Annotated in this window: 22 protein-coding genes; 3 read left to right on the top strand and 19 right to left on the bottom strand. The window is 50.1% G+C overall.

What is annotated here, in order from left to right; all coding sequences use genetic code 11:
• Positions 1-33 precede the first annotated feature (33 nt).
• From bshC to JSQ80_RS19465, 4 genes are all read right to left on the bottom strand, one after another.
• Positions 34-1656, bottom strand: coding sequence for a bacillithiol biosynthesis cysteine-adding enzyme BshC (gene bshC / locus JSQ80_RS19480; protein WP_206096386.1), 1623 nt, complete (start codon positions 1654-1656; stop codon positions 34-36).
• A gap of 104 nt (positions 1657-1760) precedes the next feature.
• A complete protein-coding gene (locus JSQ80_RS19475; RefSeq protein WP_087432620.1) occupies positions 1761-2147 on the bottom strand; it encodes a DUF3397 domain-containing protein in 387 nt (128 codons plus the stop codon).
• Positions 2148-2237: 90 nt separating this feature from the next.
• Complete coding sequence (locus tag JSQ80_RS19470) at positions 2238-3236, bottom strand: ketopantoate reductase family protein (protein ID WP_206096385.1); 999 nt, start codon at positions 3234-3236, stop codon at positions 2238-2240.
• A gap of 135 nt (positions 3237-3371) precedes the next feature.
• Positions 3372-4016: an RsfA family transcriptional regulator gene (locus tag JSQ80_RS19465; protein WP_206096384.1), complete on the bottom strand. Its 645-nt coding sequence runs from the start codon at positions 4014-4016 to the stop codon at positions 3372-3374.
• A 346-nt stretch (positions 4017-4362) separates the two neighbouring features.
• On the opposite strand from JSQ80_RS19465, the gene JSQ80_RS19460 reads away from it, so the two are divergent.
• The gene (locus tag JSQ80_RS19460; protein WP_019420658.1) at positions 4363-4599 is read left to right on the top strand and encodes a DUF2626 domain-containing protein; all 237 of its coding nucleotides are present in this window, start codon (positions 4363-4365) and stop codon (positions 4597-4599) included.
• Positions 4600-4728: 129 nt separating this feature from the next.
• On the opposite strand, the gene JSQ80_RS19455 is transcribed toward JSQ80_RS19460, so the two are convergent.
• The gene (locus JSQ80_RS19455; protein ID WP_240463726.1) at positions 4729-5709 is read right to left on the bottom strand and encodes an SAM-dependent methyltransferase; all 981 of its coding nucleotides are present in this window, start codon (positions 5707-5709) and stop codon (positions 4729-4731) included.
• A gap of 276 nt (positions 5710-5985) precedes the next feature.
• Here JSQ80_RS19455 and JSQ80_RS19450 point away from each other — a divergent pair, with 276 nt between their 5' ends.
• Positions 5986-7098, top strand: coding sequence for a hypothetical protein (locus JSQ80_RS19450; protein WP_206096382.1), 1113 nt, complete (start codon positions 5986-5988; stop codon positions 7096-7098).
• A gap of 53 nt (positions 7099-7151) precedes the next feature.
• On the opposite strand, the gene JSQ80_RS19445 is transcribed toward JSQ80_RS19450, so the two are convergent.
• Together JSQ80_RS19445 and JSQ80_RS19440 are read right to left on the bottom strand one after the other, a co-directional pair.
• Entirely contained in the window at positions 7152-8549 is a 1398-nt protein-coding gene (locus JSQ80_RS19445) for an extracellular solute-binding protein (protein WP_206096381.1), read from the bottom strand.
• A gap of 163 nt (positions 8550-8712) precedes the next feature.
• Positions 8713-10047, bottom strand: coding sequence for a PhoH family protein (locus JSQ80_RS19440; protein ID WP_087433059.1), 1335 nt, complete (start codon positions 10045-10047; stop codon positions 8713-8715).
• A 152-nt stretch (positions 10048-10199) separates the two neighbouring features.
• Between JSQ80_RS19440 and JSQ80_RS19435 the strand changes: the two genes are divergently transcribed.
• Positions 10200-10733: a YhcN/YlaJ family sporulation lipoprotein gene (locus JSQ80_RS19435; protein ID WP_206096380.1), complete on the top strand. Its 534-nt coding sequence runs from the start codon at positions 10200-10202 to the stop codon at positions 10731-10733.
• A gap of 68 nt (positions 10734-10801) precedes the next feature.
• Here JSQ80_RS19435 and JSQ80_RS19430 read toward each other — a convergent pair whose 3' ends face one another.
• The 12 genes from JSQ80_RS19430 to JSQ80_RS19375 form a co-directional block, all read right to left on the bottom strand.
• Entirely contained in the window at positions 10802-11254 is a 453-nt protein-coding gene (locus tag JSQ80_RS19430; RefSeq protein ID WP_206096379.1) for a PNPOx family protein, read from the bottom strand.
• A 137-nt stretch (positions 11255-11391) separates the two neighbouring features.
• Complete coding sequence (locus tag JSQ80_RS19425) at positions 11392-12516, bottom strand: LCP family protein (RefSeq protein ID WP_087432612.1); 1125 nt, start codon at positions 12514-12516, stop codon at positions 11392-11394.
• Positions 12517-12528: 12 nt separating this feature from the next.
• A complete protein-coding gene (locus JSQ80_RS19420; RefSeq protein ID WP_206096378.1) occupies positions 12529-12810 on the bottom strand; it encodes a hypothetical protein in 282 nt (93 codons plus the stop codon).
• Between the two features lie 56 nt (positions 12811-12866).
• Positions 12867-13151, bottom strand: a complete 285-nt coding sequence (locus JSQ80_RS19415) for a YlaH-like family protein (protein WP_087432610.1) — start codon at positions 13149-13151, stop codon at positions 12867-12869.
• Between the two features lie 39 nt (positions 13152-13190).
• Positions 13191-15032, bottom strand: a complete 1842-nt coding sequence (gene typA, locus JSQ80_RS19410) for a translational GTPase TypA (protein ID WP_087432609.1) — start codon at positions 15030-15032, stop codon at positions 13191-13193.
• A gap of 123 nt (positions 15033-15155) precedes the next feature.
• Positions 15156-15644, bottom strand: coding sequence for a glutamate synthase (locus tag JSQ80_RS19405; protein WP_087432608.1), 489 nt, complete (start codon positions 15642-15644; stop codon positions 15156-15158).
• 202 nt (positions 15645-15846) lie between these two features.
• Positions 15847-16515 (bottom strand): TerC family protein, encoded by a 669-nt coding sequence (locus JSQ80_RS19400; RefSeq protein WP_206096377.1) that lies wholly within the window; start codon positions 16513-16515, stop codon positions 15847-15849.
• Positions 16516-16573: 58 nt separating this feature from the next.
• A complete protein-coding gene (thiI, locus tag JSQ80_RS19395; RefSeq protein ID WP_206096376.1) occupies positions 16574-17875 on the bottom strand; it encodes a tRNA uracil 4-sulfurtransferase ThiI in 1302 nt (433 codons plus the stop codon).
• 43 nt (positions 17876-17918) lie between these two features.
• Positions 17919-19073, bottom strand: coding sequence for a cysteine desulfurase family protein (locus tag JSQ80_RS19390; RefSeq protein ID WP_418888905.1), 1155 nt, complete (start codon positions 19071-19073; stop codon positions 17919-17921).
• Between the two features lie 250 nt (positions 19074-19323).
• Positions 19324-19680 (bottom strand): hypothetical protein, encoded by a 357-nt coding sequence (locus JSQ80_RS19385; RefSeq protein WP_206096374.1) that lies wholly within the window; start codon positions 19678-19680, stop codon positions 19324-19326.
• A 66-nt stretch (positions 19681-19746) separates the two neighbouring features.
• On the bottom strand, positions 19747-19962 hold the full coding sequence (locus tag JSQ80_RS19380) for a DUF1540 domain-containing protein (protein ID WP_087432603.1): 216 nt from the start codon (positions 19960-19962) through the stop codon (positions 19747-19749).
• 128 nt (positions 19963-20090) lie between these two features.
• The gene (locus tag JSQ80_RS19375; RefSeq protein WP_206096373.1) at positions 20091-20591 is read right to left on the bottom strand and encodes a DUF3907 family protein; all 501 of its coding nucleotides are present in this window, start codon (positions 20589-20591) and stop codon (positions 20091-20093) included.
• Between the last annotated feature and the right edge of the window lie 227 nt (positions 20592-20818).

The following is a 20818-nucleotide window of genomic DNA, read 5'->3' as shown; positions in this document are numbered from 1 at the left end:
TTTAGTTGGCATTACTGGCCTTGCTGACGTGATCTAAAGCGTAATCAGGCGATGCTCGCCTTTCCATACGACCGGCGCATCCATTGCCGGCTTGAACCAACCTTCTCCGTAACGACAGGCATACATGATCATATTCAAGACTCTTTCTTGCGGTTTATTATTCGGGTAAAACGCCACCTTCAGCCGTTCCCATTGCCGCAATCCAGATTCATGCTGCTTCTGCAAAGCATCCTTGGCCCGGTGATGGAGGAAATCAATCTGTTCCAGCACCTTGGTATGATTCGTCTCGCCGAGACGCCCTAAGGCCGGCAACGCATCGTTCAGGACATTCAGCATGTCGCGATAACGCGCATCCACATCATGGCGCAGCTCGCCGAAGCGTTCATCCAGATGAAGCTCATCCTGCGACTTCAGCCATAATTCCTTCTTCTCTTCATAATGATGGATGACATCCTCTACCGTCAAATCGTATTTGACAAGCAGCTTCTGGAGCGTGCCTTCCATACACGTGAAGCCCATTCTCGGCCATATAATCGGCATCCGCATGCCAAGCGTCCGAAAGGCTTGCTTCGTCTGCGCCCAATAAGCAATCTCCCCGGGGCCAAGCACCGTCGCCAAGACCGGAAATAAAAATTCTTGCATCAAAGGACGTGTCAAGACGTTGTTGCTCAGTTCCTCCGGGCTAGTCTCGGCTTTAATCAACAGCTCCGCTTTGCTCAACGAGAGCGTGCGGTGCCGATCGACAAAGCGGCTGTTTTCTTTGTGGAGCAGTTGACGCTCGCCTTCATGGATGACGAACAGGTTTGCGCCATGATCGGAACGCTCCGCTTGCGGTGAATAGCCCATTGCACTCAAGTCGTGCTCGCTCTTTGCATAAGCTTCCTCCAAACGTTCATTCTCCTCGACGATAACCTGGAACATCGGAGCTTCCAACTGCCGGATGGACGGATCGGCTGAATCGATCAGCACTAGTCCGTATTCGCCAAACAGACGCCCTATCATGGAGGCAAAGGCGTCTGAGAGCGTTGAAGACTTTGCCATCTGCCGCAGCTGATCCATCAGCGCCGGCTTGAATTCAGTCGATGGCATCAACTCCTCCACTTCCGCCAGCACGGCCTCCCATGCAGACGGTTCAAGCTTCACATGGCTGACCGGGGCCCGCAAGTCATGTGGCTTCCCAATGCGGACCCGTTGCACCGCCGGCTCCTGATTCAATACATAAGTATGATTGACTTCATCAAAATCATGATCCTCTCCGGCAATCCAAAAGACCGGAATGACCGGACGCCCTAGTCTGGCTTCTGCTTCCTGCGCCATACGAATGATGGATACCGCTTTATATATAACTAACAGCGGCCCTGTCAACAAGCCCCCCTGCTGGCCTCCCACGACGACAAGCGCCTCGCTCCGCACCAATCGATCAATCGCGTCCAGTACGGCCGGGTGATTGTTCACCTGCCGATTATATTTGCGCAGCACTTCTGCCAATTCGGTGCGATCCGCTCTCAGATGGTCCGCTCCGTCCAGCCACTCGGCCCGCTTCTCTACATCTTCCGGATGAAACTCATATAGTGATTGTATAACGGACGATCGATGTTCGATATAATGAGCTGCCAACGGTTGTTGAACCGGAATATGCAGCAATGGCAATGTCATGTAAGCCGCCTCCCTCTCTCTATCGTCTCGATTGTACACAATGCGGCTTCCATCCGTCAAAGCAGATTTGCAGCGAATGGCGTCAATATATGTATCATGCCGTGCTACACGCTTGCCCAATATACAATAATTCCAATAATGAGTAATACTATGTATAAAAAACTTAGAATGAAAAATGAAATTCTCCAAATCATGCGCGCAAGCCTGCGTATATCGATTTGTCCAGTCTTGCGGTGCTGCAGCCCCCCTAAGAGCCCTGCAGCAATTAATATGATAAACAATATCCAGTAGAACCCGGACTTCGAATTTAAAATGGTATTATAGAGTCCGCCAACCGAAGCAACGAGAAATGCGGTCGTAACATCCATCGCCAGCATAAATGCCTTTTTCTTCGGGCTAATCCATAATGAACCGATAAACCAAGCTATAATAAACGGAAAAAAGGGAAGAATCGAGAACAGGACAAAACCATCTGACAATAACTTCAACATTGTCGTCAAGGCTCACTCCTTTCGGGGTAATTGTGCGTGAACAATAAAGGCCGCCAAGGGAACTTTATGAACCGCCTCTAAATAAGTGCCTTAGCTGTCAATCTCGATTGCCTGGATGAGACGGTACACCATTGCATGCGCGGGCGTATCGACTTGATGCGCTGCTCCGAGCTTGATAATCGCTCCCGTGATGGCGTCGCATTCCGTCTGGCGGCCCTCTAGTATATCCTGCAGCATGGAAGAAGTATTGTTGGCGGTATTGCGGCAAATGGTTACGACCCGCTCCCAATCCGCCTCCACGTCTACTTTCAACTGCGCCGCTCTATAGACGGCAACCACCTCATGAAATAGATCCTTCATTAAAGAAATGCGCTCCCCTGTTGCGAGCAGTTGCCCATTTTTCACTCGCAGCAGCGCGGTCAACGGATTAACGACTGCGTTGACAAGCAGCTTTTGATAGATCATTTCTTCGATGTTGTTCGACACAAACGCCTGAAATCCTGCATTTTCTAGCAAGTTCTTTGTCGGTAAACTTAAAAAATCAAGTGGAAGATGTTTCTTATTGTTTGACGGCATGGCCGGACCGATCCATGTCGAGCCCATCCCCGTATGAACGACTTCATACCACGACTGCCTGCGAGCCGCCTCAGTCGTCACAGCGAGTCCCATCGCTTCGGCAGGCCACGCGCCGGACAAGGCCTCCACGTGACCTACACCGTTCTGAAAACAAATGAGCGCCGCGTCAGCCGCGCGCGGCAGCCTGCGCAAGGAGTCGAGCAGCATCGGCTGAATATGCGTTTGCTTTACAAACAGCCATATAAGACGAACCTTCTCTTCGGCTTCATGCAGAATAGAGCTCGCTTCTTCCAGCGGATAGGCCTCCACTCCGGAAACGTGCAGGGTTTGTCCTTGATGATCGGTATACCTGATGCCATTAGCTTGTATAACCCGGGCCTGCTCTGCCGTCCGGGTCCATAGGCGAACCCCGCCGAGGCGCTCATCACCCATGGACCGCTTGGAACGCCCGGCCTGGAAACGGGCCGCATACAACATCCCAAGTGACCCGGCGCCGATAATATCGATATGCATCCATTTCCCTCCTTGTGCTTTTTTTCTCTAATTCCTTAGTTATAACAGACAGATCCGAAAAAAACAAAAAAAGCGCCAAGTGAGAGATTCTTCTCTCGCCAGGTGCTTTCCTTGCCGCTGCCGTTTTCATATCCTTTATTCAATGCGCTCCAGGTTCCCGTTCGCATCCATGCGAAAACGCGTCTTCGTTTCTTCTTCTTCCTCGCTCAAGATCGCCAATCGACGGGCTCGGTCCATAATTTGTATAAGCGCTTTATAATCATCATTTACAGTACGATAGTCGGTCTGCACTGCATTCACTTGCCGCGACAACTGTTCGTTCTCTTGCCGCAGCCGATTGCACTGTTCCTCTTTGTCTTGCAATTCTTTCTCCATATGCTTCATATGGCGGGATATATCCTGATAGTTATTTCGCCATTGACGCAGATAACGAATGACCATATCCATAGAAAGGGAATCTTCTGTAATCATCTCTGATTTTAGCGCGACTTCTTCCCCTTCATTCAGCGTGATAGATGCGACCTGAGCACCTAAAGGCTGCTTTTTCAAAAAGTTTCGTTTTTGCCGCTGCGCCTTCGCCAATTGAATCGCGGCTTCATATTTTTTACGCACGCAACTGTTCCACCGGAATCCGCATGCTGCCGACGTGCGGCCAATCTTTTCTCCGACCTCCTCGAACGCGGCCAATTGCGTGCTGCCCTCTCGGATATGCCGTAATGTAACTTCCGCCAAAATTAAATCATCATCTGCTGTCCATGCATCTTGTCTAATTGCTGTCATGCTATAACCTCCTAACGACATCGCTCATCATATTCGTTGTATACAGCCCCCCCCCTTTCGACCAACAATAACAAAGTGTTGAACGAAGAAGGACTGACGGTAATAAAACCGCTTATTCCATCTCTATGCCCATGGTAGAGTTCATAGAATCTATCGGATATTAAAATGTATATCCATTTTTCCTAGGAAACATACGTGCTGGTGTCCATGCGTTATATCACATTTCAACGGCGCTGACATAAAAGATTTTCCAATTCGTCACGTTTAACAGTTTACACAAAGTACCATCAGGGCTATAATGTCATTAGAAAAAGTTGGACCGATCGTAACGAGAGGGGGATGAATCGTGGCACGGATGTATCGCGTACTCGGCTTCTGGACATTAGTCATCGGTCTGATGGCGTTTGCTGGAGATATGATTGAAATGGCATTGCTGTTCTTCATGCAGACCGCCTTCTTCGTACTGTTAGGTTATTTGAAATTGTCAGAGCGTACATACATACTCCTGTTCTGGGCGTACATGATTGTATGCTTTAGCGGTTTTTCGTACTGGACCGTCTTCATCATGGGCAAGCCATTCTAGGAATCCCTGCCCTGTTCTGACGAATTGACCTAATGACGCAAAAGCGTTACAGAAGCGATAACGAACAACAACGGCCGAAACCCTGAGGGTTTCGGCCGTTCTCTATTTTACAAATGATTGTGATCGCCATCAGGTGCCCCGGGACAAAAGCAAAACGTGAAACCGTTCGCTCATCTGATCGCTTAACAACAGCTGCCGTATCGCCCGATTGCGCCGAGATTCGGGGCTGAACGGATCGAGGCTGCCATGATCCTGCAATTCATTCAACAACCCTTGTTCCAACAAGAACGCTTTCTGGGTTGAATACCCTGTAATCCACGCTTTCGCTTGTGTGGCAACCCGTCGGCATACATCAAAATCAACCATCGACGTCATGTCCTGCTCGCCGATATGTATCCATGGATTATCGTGCGCTTGGTGGCGATGATAGCACATCAGCGTCCCTTCCATTCGGTGGGCCGCCGTTAATTCGTTCGTGCCGTCACCGTAATCAATGAACACGAACTCAGCCTCTTGCGCCTGACGCAGCACGGTGCTTAACCAACTGGACATGGCCATGCCCGCGTCGAAAATCAGATTATCCGACAATTCGACATGATGGCGTTCCATCCAGGCAATAACCTCGGGTGACGCCGCGAGCCACCGTGGCATGAATTGTTCTTTACCTGCATCCCATGTGACGAAGCACTGTTCATATCGTCCGTTACGGTGACGAACACGCTCTACGGGAAAGGCGTCAAGCAGTTCATTCGCGATAAAGAAAATGCGCCGCCGCGTCGCTTCCTGGCGGAACGTCTCCTCGTTCCACCATAATACGGGGATATGCTCGTTCTCCAAAAGCTGCCTTGACACCCGCTGATGATACGGACTCGTTTCGATAATCGCGTGCTGATAGCCTTCGAACCGATCGAGCCGCAACCGTTGATGGATTTGCGCTGCGAGGCGCCCCGTGCCCGCCCCCCACTCTACAATCGTAATCGAGCGGGGGTCCCAGCCTCGTTCCTTGGCGCGCCGCTGTATATAGACGGCCAGCATGTCACCCATTATCGTGCCGATATTCGAGCTTGTGTAGAAGTCTCCGTCCCGGCCAATCTTGGGGCGGTCTGACATATAATAGCCCTCCGTTGAGTGGTATAAACATATTTCCATAAAACTGGAAAAAGGGATGGCTTGACGGGAAGAAAGTTTAATTTGATGAATTAAGTATTGAATGAGAACGGAGTTAGGCTGATAATGAAACATGCAGTCCTTCCTTTCTGCTCAGTTAGAGGCAGTCATACATAGTCTTTGCATGACGATTATTGCGAGAGTGTGCAAACAGGTCATGTCCAACCGTATCCCAACATACGATAATGTTGTGCAAACCGTTTAAAAGGGGGTACCCTGATGCATCAAGTTAAGCGTGTGCACCGCGCATTCATTACGCTGCTAATCATTCTATTTATCGTCTCCTTGGTCCCCGGTGCGACACGCGCAGAACAGACAATGCCTGCGGCATGGAACAAGCAGCCAACCGCTGAGGAGAAGCAACTGCTCCAACAGAGCTTGTCTATTACAGAGCTTGACAAAGAAATTAACCGGATTTCGCAACGAGAATCCGAAGCTGCCGCCAGCCGCAAGCAGACAGAATCCGAAATTTTGAAGCAGGAGGCCGCTTTTGAGCACAAACGCGAGCAAGCGGGACGCGTTCTGCGCGCTTATTATATTGGCGAACGCGACATGATGCTGCAAGCTATCATGTCTGCGGATGAGCTTGATGATTTATTCTTGCTACTTGATTATTTTCAACTGCTTTTTTATTCGGACCAAGAAATATTGGAGCAATATTCCAGCCAATTGGCCACACTGAATCAGCTGCGGCGCAATTTGGCGCAAACCGAACAGGAACTCATTGCAGTGCGCAAGCGATTGGTCGATCAGCGCGATCGCTTGACGGCACTTCAGGAGACATTCGATACGAATCTGGCCGACAGCAGCGACCCGCAAGCCATGAGCCGTCTTATTCAAGAATTCACGACGTATTGGCAGAACGTCGGGCTCTTCGAAGTTAGGCACTATTTCCGCGCACTCGCCGGTGCTATGCAGAAGCTCCCGGATTTCGTGCAAAAAAACGGCGGAGTCAGCATGAACGGCAAAAACTATACGATAACGATACAAGAGGAAGAGCTAAATCGATTTCTGCGTGAGCAGGATCCGATGTTCGACCAATTCTTCTTCCGGTTCAAAGAAGACGTTATCGCGGCCGAAGGAGAACGTTCCGGCTTAAGCGTCCATATTGAAGGCCATTATACATTGGAAGCAGAACCCGAGAACAGGATTTTGTTTCACGTGGATCGCATGCTGTTCAACGGCCTGGAGCTCCCGGATACAACCCGTCAAGAATTAGAACAAGAATTTGATTTAGGCTTCTATCCGCAAAAGCTCGTTTCTTTCTTAGAAGCGACTGACGTCGCCATTTCCGATAAGCAAATTACGGTACAATTGACGGTCAATTGGTAGGTCACACAAAGAATCAGCAGATCATTCATCTACTGTCTGCTGATTCTTCTTTTCTATTTCCGTAGCCACGCCTGATTCAACTGGGCGATTGTCATATCCCCGTCCATCCATCTCCGAACGGATGCCATCCAGGTTTCCAACGGTTCTGCTTTCTTAATTAAATTGCTATCGTTGGCATCATAGGGCAGGAAGTGCTGCGGCAGCCACTCAAGGATGTCTTTCCACGGCTCTATGTACGCTTCTTCATGAACGGGAAGCACGGATAAAGTATCATACCAATCATGCTGGACGGTTACACGCGTCATGTAGTCAATCCAACGCCTTGCTTCAGCTTCGTTCGGCGAATGCGCAGCAATGACATAACAGCGGCTTGCCACCCATAGCCCCGCAGGCAGCTTGACTTCTCCCGGCGGCTCGATGGCGAGCGGATCGCTTACTTCTAGCACCGCTTCTGAATACGGGACGACTGCAAAGCCTATTTCTCCCGATTTCAGCAAATCCCATGTCTCGCCGCTGCTGGCTGACTTCTTCCATGCTTTAAAGTGGCTGCGGTACGGTTCCAGCTCTGACACGGTTTGGCTCCATGTTATATCTGCAGCTCCCGCCCCGTTTACCGTACGCGTGGTGACCCAGTCTTTCTGCCGGGCCGATGCTGGGCTGGACTCAGGCACGAGAAGGCCCAAACGCCACAGCATGGATAGCAGCGCATATTCATCCTGCTCATGCCAAGCAAACCACGTTGCCGGAAGTTGGGCGGCGGGAGGAATCTCAACCGGCGGCAATGCAGCCCGGTCCCCTCCCTTGGACTCTCCGCCGCGTGAAGCGGCGGGACCCTGCTGACCATTCGATGGCGGAGTGATGCTCTCTCTCGATGCAAACAGCCGCTCCCAGTCTTTCCATGTCGAGGGAAGTGAAGTTCCGGGCTTGAGCTTGTCTTTGTTCCATACCAGCACATACGGCTCCAGCTGTGCAGGCACTGCCCATGTATATCCGTTCCACTTGATTCGCTCATTCAACCAATCCGGAGATGCTTCACTCCCATTGGAAGCCGAATCCATAGGGAGCAGCCATCCTTTCTTGGCGTACCGTGTGACTGAGCTGCTATCCGTCAGCATGATATCGGCGCTTTCTTGCATTTGCAGTTCACGCGGCCATTGTTCTGCCGCTTGCTCATCATTTGTGTTCACCAGCTCAACGAAGATGCCCGTTTCATCTATAAACGACTGATTTAGTTTGCGCAGCTGAATGAAAGACATCGGCGATAGGTGAACGGCGACTTTCAATTGCTTCATTGTTTCATTCTTTTTCGACTGCGGAGGATGCTTCGCAACCTCGGCCTGTGAATGCTCTGATTCGGTAAACAATGGCACGCTGCCGCTAAACTGGGACAGTAAGAGTAACGAAATGACGATCATCAGTATGGTTACCAGCGTCTTTTTCAGGTTCGGCATCGCTCTCTCCTTCCCATGGATCAAGTTGATCAAATCGTCCAAATCATCATCCCTATTGTAGCACCCAAGTCCGACCCTTGTCCCGTAAGCGAAGCAATTCTTTTTAAGAAAAAAGAGCCTGTGGCACTATCCCAAAGGCCCATTTTATCGTTTTCCATACTCCTTACAGCAGATCGGCTGCCAGCTGCGCCAGACGGGAACGCTCCCCTTTTTCCAACGTGATATGGCCGCTAATGCTCTCCGGCTTGAATCGTTCCACCAAATAGGTCAGGCCATTGCTTGTAGAGTCTAAATACGGATGGTCAATCTGTGCCGGGTCGCCCATTAACACGATTTTGCTGCCTTCGCCGGCCCGGGAAACGATCGTCTTCACTTCATGCCTGGATAAGTTCTGCGCCTCGTCGATAATGATGAACTGACCGGGAATGGAGCGACCGCGAATATAAGTCAGCGCCTCCACTTGGATATTGCCCATGCCGAGCAATATTTTCTCGATATCCCCCGCTTTTTTCGTGTCGAACAAAAATTCAAGATTATCATAAATTGGCTGCATCCAAGGCCGCAGCTTCTCTTCCTTCTCTCCCGGCAAATAGCCGATATCCTTCCCCATCGGAACGACCGGCCGAGCGATGAGCAGCTTTTTGTATTTTCGATCATCCTCCACCTTGAGCAGCCCTGCCGCAAGCGCTAATAACGTCTTGCCGGTTCCCGCTTTCCCCGCCATCGTCACCAACGGAATATCATCATTCAGCAGCAGTTCCAACGCCATGCGCTGTTGGGCGTTGCGTGCGGCAATGCCCCAGACCGGGTCATTGCTCAGGAACAGCGGTTCGAGCCTGCTGGCATCGGCATTCACTTTTAACAAAGCTGATTTGCTCGTGCCCAAGCTATCCTTTAGAATGACGAATTGGTGAGGGTGCAGCGCCGACTTGAGCTGAAGATTCTTCACTTGCAAATACCGGTACGAATAGTACTCATCTATCACTCCGGGATGAACGAACAAGGTGACGCTTCCGCAATATAGATCATCACTGGATTGTACGGTGCGGTCAGACGTATAATCCTCGGTATGCAGCCCAAGCACGTCCGCTTTTATACGCACGAGAACATCCTTGCTAACCAGAATCACTTCGGCGGGAGCATCCGTTTCCTGCTGTTCCAAATGATAATTGAGAGCGACCGCCAATATGCGGTTATCGTTTGTGATTTCTCCGAACATTTCCTGTACCCTGACGAAGCTGCGATGATTCAGCTCCACAGTAAGCCTGCCTCCGTTATGAAGAGGCACGCCGCTGTGCAAGTGGCCTTCCTCTCTCAGTCTGTCTAACTGGCGGGATACAGTGCGGGCATTGCGGCCGATTTCATCGGCATTGCGCTTTTTAGAATCCATTTCCTCGAGCACAACGGCGGGAATAATCACTTCATTATCTCCAAAGGCAAACAACGCATTCGGATCATGCAGCAACACATTCGTATCCAATACAAAGATTTTATTCATACGATCTCCCTTTCGCACGGACAATATCATTTTCATGTATCGGCTTGCGGCCTCTTGCTGTGTTACATAAAAAATGCAGACGCCGTTCACACTATAACAGTAGCAATGCTGCAATTTTTAATTACAAACGTTGAAGAAAGGAACGATGAAATATGCGCAGTTTGCTTGTAGCCATGCTCATCATCGGCCTGCTTGCCGGATGCGGCAACGCCCAAAAACAAGCTTCACCACAAAGCAACTCGTACAACGCAAAGTCGAATACGGCGAATAACGCCAAGCAACCGATACGGGATGCTGAAACGGTCAAAGAACATTTATCCTCCTTGGCGTTAAACGTTCCCGGCGTGCGCGGAGTGAATTGTGTTGTATTCGGTAATACAGCTATCGTAGGCATTGATGTAGATGGGAAGTCAGAACGTTCCCGAGTCGGGACAATCAAATATTCTGTAGCAGAAGCATTAAGCAAAGACAAATACGGGGCGAATGCGATTGTAACGGCAGATATGGACATTAATGAACGATTGCGCGAAATTTCGGCCGATACGGCGCAAGGGCGTCCGATTTCCGGCTTCACGAATGAATTGGCCGACATTATCGGACGTATCGTCCCTCAAATGCCAAATGCCGTAAAGCAAAACCAACCACCGTCCCATACAGATAATCCTAAAATGAAGAAATCGATGTAGCTTGCAGCCGCATCTGCAAGTATGAAATGGACAAGCTCCAATAACGCACGAAAAGCCTAGTATATACACTAGGCTTTTCGCATGGCTTCGAATACTTGACCGTCCAGCTTATCCGCTGCACGCTTATTATACGTCTTCTCATATTGTGGAATCGCGTTGAGCTGCGCGCCATAAAACATGGCATCACGGACCGATGTAATCTCAATGTCAAAACAAGCTAGCTTCAAAGGAACATCCGGCAGCGGTTCCGCAATAACCGAAGCTTCGCCGTAAACGGCCGTTACCGTGTTGGCCCCGAAGATCGTGACGGCAACCGAACGATGCTGCTTCATGTTGTTCACTAACCGGGAGCGCATGTCAATTGCAATGCGAAGCTTGCGCTCATGAACGGCATGAACCCATGGTATGGCGCTCGTCGTCGGTCCGCCTGATTCGGCATCGGTCGTATGAAGCAGAATGAACGATTCTTGTTGCAATTGAGCAAATAGATCCTCGTGAAGTGCAGCGTTATTTTCGGACATCAATCAGACCTCCTAAACAAGTTCGCGGCTACAATTTATTGTATTATAACATAAGGGAAATATTGCATCTACTTACCCACTTGCCCAATGAAGGCAGTTCAACAAGTTACCTTTGAACGGTTACTGTGGTGTTGCCCTTATGCCGCAGGAGCTGTTGTCTTGTCGCTGTCGGTTCCTGACGTGCCGCTCTCGCTATCGGCAGGCTGCGGCGCTTTCAACGATCGCCCGGCGAGCACATCCTTTAATGCTTGCTTGCCTTGCTCCAGCTGCTCTTGATTGACGTAAATGTACGGACTCTTCCAGTCCCCATCCACCGGCATATAATGAATATCATTGCGATTAATGCCAATATATGTCGTCAGCGAGTTGCGAATTTGACTTGGCGTCATATCAATCTTGAAATTGTTAGCCATGGCGTCAATGATATCCGTAATTTTGGCGATTCCGCCCAACGTTTGCATTTTTCCAACGAGCTCCTGTAAAACGGCGTTCTGCCGCACGTTCCGATCCCCGTCTGTCGTTCCCTTCGTCATAGGACGGCAATTGGATTTCCGATATCGGACGAAGTCCAGCGTATTTTTCCCGTCGAGAGTTTGCAAGCCGGCGCTCAGGTTAATATTCGTTCCGTCCGCCCGGTCGCGGTAGCACATGTTCTGATCTACGTTTACATCAACCCCGCCGACTGCATCAACCACATCGACAAAGCCTTTGAAGTCAATGACCGCCGCATAGTCGATATTAATATCCAAGTACTGGCCGAGCATCGCTTTCATCTCATCCTCCGGAGAGGCGCTATCAAGCTTGCCCTGCTCTTTAAGCGTGAAAAATTTAGGATAATAATGATTCAGCTTATCAGGAGTATACCCCGTTAATTCGAAATAAGTATCGCGCGGCAATGACACGAGAACCGCTTCCTGTGTCTCGGGGTGCATGGCGCCGACCATGACGACATCGGTACGCCGTCCCGGCAACTCCGGCCGGTAGTCGATTCCGAGCAGGATGAACGAGAACGGCTCTTTCGTCGGCGACAATGTTTCTTGCACCGTGCCGCTTCCCTCGCCCTCTTTGCTGACCGTCGATATGTCCTCGAGCTTACTATTGGCATAGAACAGCAAATATCCCGCATAACTAAGGATGCCGATAGATACGACCAGCACAGAGATAAGCGTCACCTTCAACCATTTCGGTATCCCCCGCTTCTTGTCCGATGCCTTACGCCGCTGCGGTTTCTGTCTCGGTGGCAATGGTGTCGATGAATTCATATCTTCCCTCACTTACCCACTATATTTCGGATTGCTTTCGATATCTTTCCATAAACGTTCCGCTTCGTCGCGGTCGACCTCTTGCGTATAAAGCCCTCCGTTACACTGATACGTAATGACGTATTGTTCCCGTTCTTCCTCCAGGCTGGCCTGGAAGGAAGACAAGTGGTGATCCTCCCTCAATATATCCGTAAAAAAATGAAGCGTTTCCTTGGCGGCATGATCCTCCGGACGCGCTTCAGACACAATGTGGATTTGCAGCCAATTGAATAAGGCGACTTGCAGCTTCATCATCTGAACCGTTCTCCCTTTCTCTTATCTGTCCTGGAAAATCGGATAACAGCGGGCGGCTAGTTTTGTTGATCAGTCGTCTTCTTGCGCCGCGCTTCGACGAAATAACGAATGCGCACCATAAACATCAAAGCAACTGCCACAAAGAGGCACTGCACAATGGGCAGCTTGTCAATTTGAAAAATAAGCAGTACAAAAGCGCCCAGCGCCATAAACAAATAAATGATTATTTCTTTAAGGATAGGCAGCTTTTGCACTCGAAACACTTTGTTGAAAATATAAACAATAAACACAAAGATAAGCAAGTAGCTAACATAAGGATGAGATGCCAGCCATTGTTGCATGTGAACGGTCACTCCTTTGCCAAAGTTGTCCAAATCCCATTATACATGGGATTCAGACGTTTTGCGCATTTTTTCTGCTCGTTCACGTTCACCTTTGTTCAAAATTTTCTTGCGCAGCCGAACCGAAGACGGTGTAATTTCACAATATTCATCGTCGTTCAAATATTCCAGCGCATGCTCCAACGAGAATAAGCGCGGCGTCTTCATTTTCACTGTATCCTCTTTGGTGGCAGAGCGTACGTTCGTCAGGGCCTTCTCTTTGCAGATGTTAACGACAATATCATTATCGCGGTTATGTTCGCCGACAATCATGCCTTCGTATACTTCCGTTCCCGGATTTACAAACAGAATGCCGCGATCCTCTACCGACAGAATGCCGTAGAGCGTCGTAGAGCCTGTCTCTGTCGAGACAAGCACACCTTGATGGCGTCCGCCGACTTGACCGCCGACATAAGGACCGTAATGATCGAACGCATGGTTCATGATTCCGTATCCGCGCGTCAATGTCAGGAAGTTCGTGCTGTAGCCGATTAGGCCGCGAGCAGGAATCAAAAACTCAAGACGGATTTGTCCAGTGCCATGATTAATCATGTTAACCATTTCTGCTTTTCTAGTTCCCAAGCTTTCCATAACAGATCCCATGGAATCCTCAGGGATATCAATCAGCAAGCGCTCGATCGGCTCTTTCTTCTGCCCGTCGATCACTTTGATGATTACTTCCGGCTTCGACACTTGAAGCTCATAACCTTCACGGCGCATATTCTCGATCAGAATGCCAAGATGCAGCTCCCCGCGGCCGGATACGATGAAAGCATCCGGGCTGTCCGTATCTTCCACCCTAAGGCTGACGTCGGTTTCCAACTCTTTCATGAGGCGTTCGCGCAGCTTGCGTGAAGTGATCCATTTTCCTTCCCGTCCGGCGAATGGGCTGTTGTTGACCAGGAACGTCATTTGCAGCGTAGGCTCATCGATATGGAGAACAGGCAATGCTTCAGGTTTCGAAGCATCTGCAAGCGTTTCTCCGATGTTGATGTCTTTAATTCCGGCAATGGCCACAATATCGCCGGCGCCGGCTTCTTCCCGTTCGATGCGCTTCAAGCCTTGGAAGCCGAACAGCTTCTCGATGCGGGCCTGCTTCACTTGACCCTCGCGGTTAATTACAGCAATCGATTGGCCTTGCCGCACGCGTCCGCGATTGATGCGGCCGATGGCGATACGTCCCATATACTCATTATAATCGAGCAGCGTAACAAGAAATTGGAACGGTTCATCCGGATTTTCCTGAGGTGCGGGAATATGGGATACGATGGTCTCATACAACGCCTGCATGTTCTCATCCTGCTGCTCGGGATCGAGACTCGAAGTTCCGTTCAGAGCGGATGCGTATACGACAGGGAAATCAAGCTGCTCGTCATTCGCGTCCAGCTCAATGAACAGTTCGAGCACTTCGTCGATAACTTCAGTCGGCCGGGCATTTGGCCGATCGATTTTGTTGACGACGACGATCGGCGTCAATTGATGCTCTAACGCTTTGCGCAGCACGAATTTCGTTTGCGGCATACAGCCTTCGAATGCGTCTACGACAAGCAGCACGCCGTCGACCATTTTCATGATGCGTTCTACTTCTCCGCCGAAATCGGCGTGTCCCGGTGTATCGACAATGTTAATCAAGTAATCTTTGTACGTAATCGCCGTATTTTTCGCAAGGATCGTAATTCCGCGCTCACGCTCCAAATCATTGGAGTCCATGGCCCGTTCGTGCACGTGTTCATTCTCGCGGAATGTTCCGGATTGCTGCAGCAGCTTGTCGACGAGAGTCGTCTTCCCATGGTCGACGTGAGCGATAATAGCGATATTGCGAATTTGATTTCTTTCTTGCATAAAGTAAATCTTTCCCTTCTAGTTATGGATAAAATTTACATTCAGAAACGACCAAGAATAAAGACGCCGAAGGGCGGCGTCTCTTCTCCGTAGACGGTTGCCAAATGAACTGACTGAACTGTATTACCTGAAGCGGCTGCGTACACCGCCAAATACCAAACCTGCGCCAACACAAATGAGCGCGATAGCGATCATATACGTTCCAACCGCAAAGACTAACATAAGGGTAAGCATCGCTATGCCAACTCCTCCGAACAGAAGCGCCCCAAGCCAGGCTCCCCGCGGACGATGCGGATCGTACACATAGTATCCGTACAAACCCAGAGCAATGCCAAGCAGCAGCAGCGGCCATAACAGACCGAACAGCCGCCAATGAATCCAATGGCTCGCCATGAACAGCAGGCCATACACCGTCAGCATGCCGGCAGGCACAAGCGCAATTGGCGGAGCCAGACGAACCCGCACTAACCCATATACAGCCACTCCGATAACAAACAGAAGGAGAGGCCACAACGTTCCGCCGATAAAGGAGAATGCTCCCCATTTTCCCAACAAGATAATAAAACCCGCAACCAATATAACGATGCCGATTACTCGTTGATTTTTATCCATATGTCAACCTCCCATGTGTCCAAAGGCTCATTGTGGGTTGGACATAATACGACGCAATTCGCGTCTTTTTTACTTTTTCTAGTGTATATGAAAGTTCGCAAAAATACTACCTCATCCGAAAAAAAACCGTTTCTTCCATAACTGCAAAAAAACTCCCTGCCACGCTGGGCAGGAAGGGCAAGATCAATGAATCGCCGGCAGCTTATCCTGCCCGGACACGGTCCTGATGCCGGATCACCATGCCGATGATGATGACGATCACAACCATTGCCCACGGGAACCCATGGTGCAGGCCCATCCACAGTTTTGGCATCCATAGAGCCAACCTTTCATCCGATGCAATCATTTCTCCCGCAGTAAATCCAAGGATGCCAGAACCAACAAAAATTAATACAGGCATGCGCTGCAGCCATTTGCTAATAATGGTGCTGCCCCACACAATGATGGGGATGCTAAGCGCGATCCCAATAATAATATAGGACATTTGCCCCTTGGCTATCGCAGCGATGGCCAGCACATTATCCAAGCTCATCACGAAGTCTGCTATCAGTATGGTCTGAACCGCGCTCCATAATGAATAGGATACTCCGGTGCGTGAAGGGGCATGGCTCCGATCCGCCAGCAATTGAACTGCGATGACAAAGAGCAAAATCCCTCCCGCCGCCTTGAGCAGCGGGATTTGAAGCAGCCACATGGCTACCACGGTCAAGAGGCAGCGCAGCAGCACGGCACCGCCTACACCCCACCATACCGCCCGCTTCCGCTGCGTTTCCGGCAAATGTTGGCTCGACATGGCAATAACGACGGCATTGTCTCCGCTTAACACGAGATTAATGACCAGTATTTCTGCTAACAGCCACAATGATTCCAATGCCCGTCCCCTCCCCTGTTTAAGGTCTATGTCGGAGGAAGACGGGCTAGACCATTTTTTAGAACCAATCGCCGTGAACGGAATCGATTTCCTGCACGTCGTTGTTATGGTTTATTCCTTGTTGTTCCTTATATTCAGTCTTTCCTTTATTAGCATTAATGACGATGGCATCATCAGGACGTCCGCCAGCCCGTAAAACAATCGCTTCCGTTCCCTCTACCGCAGCTGCAATCAATTGTTCGAGCTCAGGAATCGACTGTTCTACCCGTTCCACAACCTTGAGATTCGGGTTCGTGGCCGGCGATTTCGGAACAAATAGCGTGCAGCAATCCTCATACGGCAAAATCGACAAGTCGTACGTGCCGATTTGCTCAGCATATCTTATAATTTGATCCTTGTCCATGGCCACGAGCGGCCGCAGCAAAGGAAGATCGCTTGCCCGCCCGATTACGTTCATGCTGCCGAGTGTCTGGCTTGCCACTTGCCCCAAGCTGTCCCCCGTGACGAGCGCCATCGCTTTGCGCTCCTCTGCGAGCTGCGTAGAGATGCGCAGCATCGCGCGGCGCATGAGCGTAATGAGCAAATTCTCGTGGCCGGCTTGGTGCAGCCGTGTCTGAATATCCGTGAACGGAACGAGATGAACACGAATGCGTCCGGCATAATTGGCGAGCACCTGCGCTAGGTCAAGCACCTTCTGCTTCGCACGTTCACTTGTGAACGGGTAGCTGTGAAAATGAATGGCTTCCACTTCCAAGCCTTTGCGCAGCGCTTGGTAACCGGCTACCGGACTGTCTATGCCGCCGGACAGAAGCAGCATCGCTTTGCCGTTCGACGCCAAGGGGAAGCCCCCTGCCGCCTTTATCACTTCACTGAATAAATATGTCCCCTCTTCCCGCACTTCCACTCGGAGCTCAATCTCGGGCTGGCGCACATCCACTTTCAGCTGCGGGAACTCTCGCAGCACCGGCGCGCCGACAAGATGCTGCAGTTCCTGCGAACCATGCGGAAACGCCTTCCATGCCCGGCGGGCGTTGACCTTGAACGTAGTGTTCGGTCCGGGGTTCATTTCTTGCATCAGCTTCTTGGCCGTTTCGATAATCGGCTCCAGCTCCGAAGGAGCCCGCTTGACCGGACTGAGCGAGACGATGCCAAAAATGTGCTTCAGCACTTGAATGACCTCTTGAAACGGTTCGCCGTACAGTTCCACATACAGTCTTCCGTACTCTTTAATGATCTTCGTGCGCGGAAATGGAGCCAACACGGCTTTGACGTGGTGGTAGGCAGCTTTTTCAAAGCGGCTGCGGTTCTTCCCTTTAATTGCAATTTCTCCGTATCGAAGAAGAATCATATCGTAATCCATAATAGCTTGTTTACCTGCCTCTCAGATCTATCTCTTCATTCATTTATTTCTTCATTAACGGACGCAATTGGTCGGTCACTTCCGTGAAGGCTGCATTCAAACGGGCGATATCTTGCTCGGAGCAACTTGCATCCAGACTGATTCTTATCCCGCTTGAAGCTATGGCCGCGTCGTGCGTCATAGCCAAGAGCACGCGGCTCGGCTTGTGCAGCTTAGAAGAGCATGCAGATTGCGTCGATACGATAATCCCCCGTTCCTCGAGCGCATGCACGACCACTTCGGACTTCATGCCAGGGAACGATATATTTATGATGTGCGGTGCGGCAAACGGAAGCTCCGGGCTGTTGACCACGAGCGGTCCAAGCAAGCGCAGATGAGTCACAGCCTGCTCGCGCAATGAAACAAGCTTCTCGTAGTTGCTCGGCTGGCCCTCCGCAGCCAAGCGAATCGCTTTGGCCAATCCGACGATGCCCGGCACATTTTCCGTGCCCGGCCGGAGCTCGTGCTCCTGCTTGCCGCCGTAAAAGAGCGGCTTGAGCAGCACTTCTCTGCGTCTAATTAATACGCCTGCTCCTTTAGGTCCGCCAATTTTATGTCCCGACAAGCTGTACAAGTCAACCCCCCACTGATTAATATCCACTGGAACTTTCCCAAGGCCTTGGACTCCGTCCACATGGAAGGCGATTTTCGGATATCGGTTCAATAAGCTGCCTATTTCCGCCAACGGCTGCAACGATCCCGTTTCATTGTTGACATGCATTACGCTCACCATAATCGTATGCGGACGTATTGCCGCTTCAATTTGTTCCGGTTGAACGCATCCATTCTTATCGACAGGGATATACGTAACTTCCATTCCTTCCCGTCCCAACTGCTTGTAACACTCATATACCGAAGCATGCTCCACTTCGGACACTATCATATGTCTAGGCTTGCCATCTGCCGCATGAGCGTGCGCACTGCCCAATATGGCAAGGTTATTGCTTTCTGTCGCGCCAGAAGTAAAAATAACCTCTCCAGCATGAACGTTCAAAGCACGCGCTACAACCTCTCTGGCTCGCCGGATGAGCTGTTCCGCTTGACCGCCGGCTTGATGAATCGACGACGGATTGGCATATACCTGCTCCATCACCTCGGCAATCGTCCGAATGACGTCTGGATGAGGAGGCGTCGACGCGCTATGGTCGCAGTACAACACTGGTAAGTTCAAGCGAATCCCTCCTTGTCACAACAAAAAAGATCAATACAGCGTTGGAGTTCCAACTTCTCACTCCCCCGTTGTTGATCCCCATATGCTTGATTCATATTCATTTATTTTACACGTTTTATATAAAAATCACCATCATTTTTCAGAATGGCGGTGACTGGGATATGCTGTTCGCGCTTTGCCTTCACCCGGCAAAAAAAAGGCCTGACGCCAGCACCTGCCAGGTCAAGCCATTTCTAAATTATCCGTAGAAAGAAAGAAGCACGAGTCGAACCATTGCCGAAAACAATCCAATAACAATCGCAAAAATTCCCGATGTGCGGCTGCCTTGTACATAAGCGAGGGCGCCTAAGCCTGCGCCGCTTAATCCCATTGGTACCGGAAACAGGATAAGGGAAATGATTGAAAAAATAACGGCAAATGCGCCTACCGCGGAAAATTGATCGATTTTTGTCCCCTCGACTGAATCGCTTCGCGCTTTCGCCAGCGGCAGCATACCTGCTTCAGCAGCAAATTCAACGCCGCGATTCTCATTTTGTGGCTTTCGTTCACGCTTGCGCTTTAAGCGGCGGGCCTGGCGTTTCTTATGACTTGCCATCGACTCTCACTCCCTGCTGATATCAGTGCAAACAGAGCTGTTGGCTGCCGCTAAGCGGCACACGTCTTACTTCTGCACAAATGTCTGACAACATGTCACGGACGACTTGGCGGCGATATCCTTGTGATCCGCGCCAAATTCATTCCCAAACTCTTCATTGTGTGACGAAGTGGCGTGCTTGTCGATATCGATCATGATTTCTTCCGCCTGACAACGATAATCGCCCCAGAACTTGCAATTGGAAACACTGCATTTAACTAAAGGTTTATCACTCACAGCCATCACCTCCGTTTACATCTTGTCCGGGGATGACGAGTGGTATCCTGCATTCAAGTGCCAACTTCTAACGCAATAGAAGCCCCATGGCAAACATGGGGCTTCTTCGTATTGCTGCATAATTTTCATGCGATCTATTTCTGGTTCTGCATCCGGCGCTGCGTCAAATAATCACTTTCATAATAGGCCAATTCGTCGCGCAGTTCCTCGAATCCTATTGTGATGTCCAATACGACATCTCTAACCGCCCGAGCCGGCTTCATGCGGAAACGAATGGCATCCTGACCGGTGTAAGCATAGCGTCCGTCTTCGGAGTAACACTCATTCTTCGGATAGAAGAAAGCGTTCACACACTGATGATACACATCGTACAGAACCCGTTCGGCAAACCTCTCGTCGAAATTGGCCCTCCGCAATGCTACGCCCAAACGCTCGTGGCAATCTTCGGAAAAAACGAGCGTATGACGCAAATCCGTTAAAAATCCTTTATAAAAGCTGACCGCTTCAATGTCTGCATACTCCGGGACTAGCTGCGGCAGCGTATACTCATTCAAAAATAATTCAAGCTTCTCAATTGCATATTTCAGTCTGTCTCTTGAAACTTCACACAGTTGCTTCACATTGGATGCTGGCATGAGAGCTCCTCCTTATTTGTTCAAAAAGGTCAGACAAGATTCGATGCCGAATGGCATCTTGGGATGCTCGTGATCAAAATGGGGTAAAATTGGTTCATATGACTGGAATGATTGGCTTATCTTCATCATCCTACCATAAAAACGGGTGAAAGGGTACTCCTTTCCAACCAATGTTTGGCTGCTTAACAGCACGGTATAAATTTGGTGCCGCCTTCTCAAGCTATAGC

It is taken from the genome of Paenibacillus apiarius, assembly GCF_017052585.1.
Taxonomy (GTDB): Bacteria; Bacillota; Bacilli; order Paenibacillales; family Paenibacillaceae; genus Paenibacillus_B; species Paenibacillus_B apiarius.
This window is presented reverse-complemented; position numbering and strand designations above follow the sequence as displayed.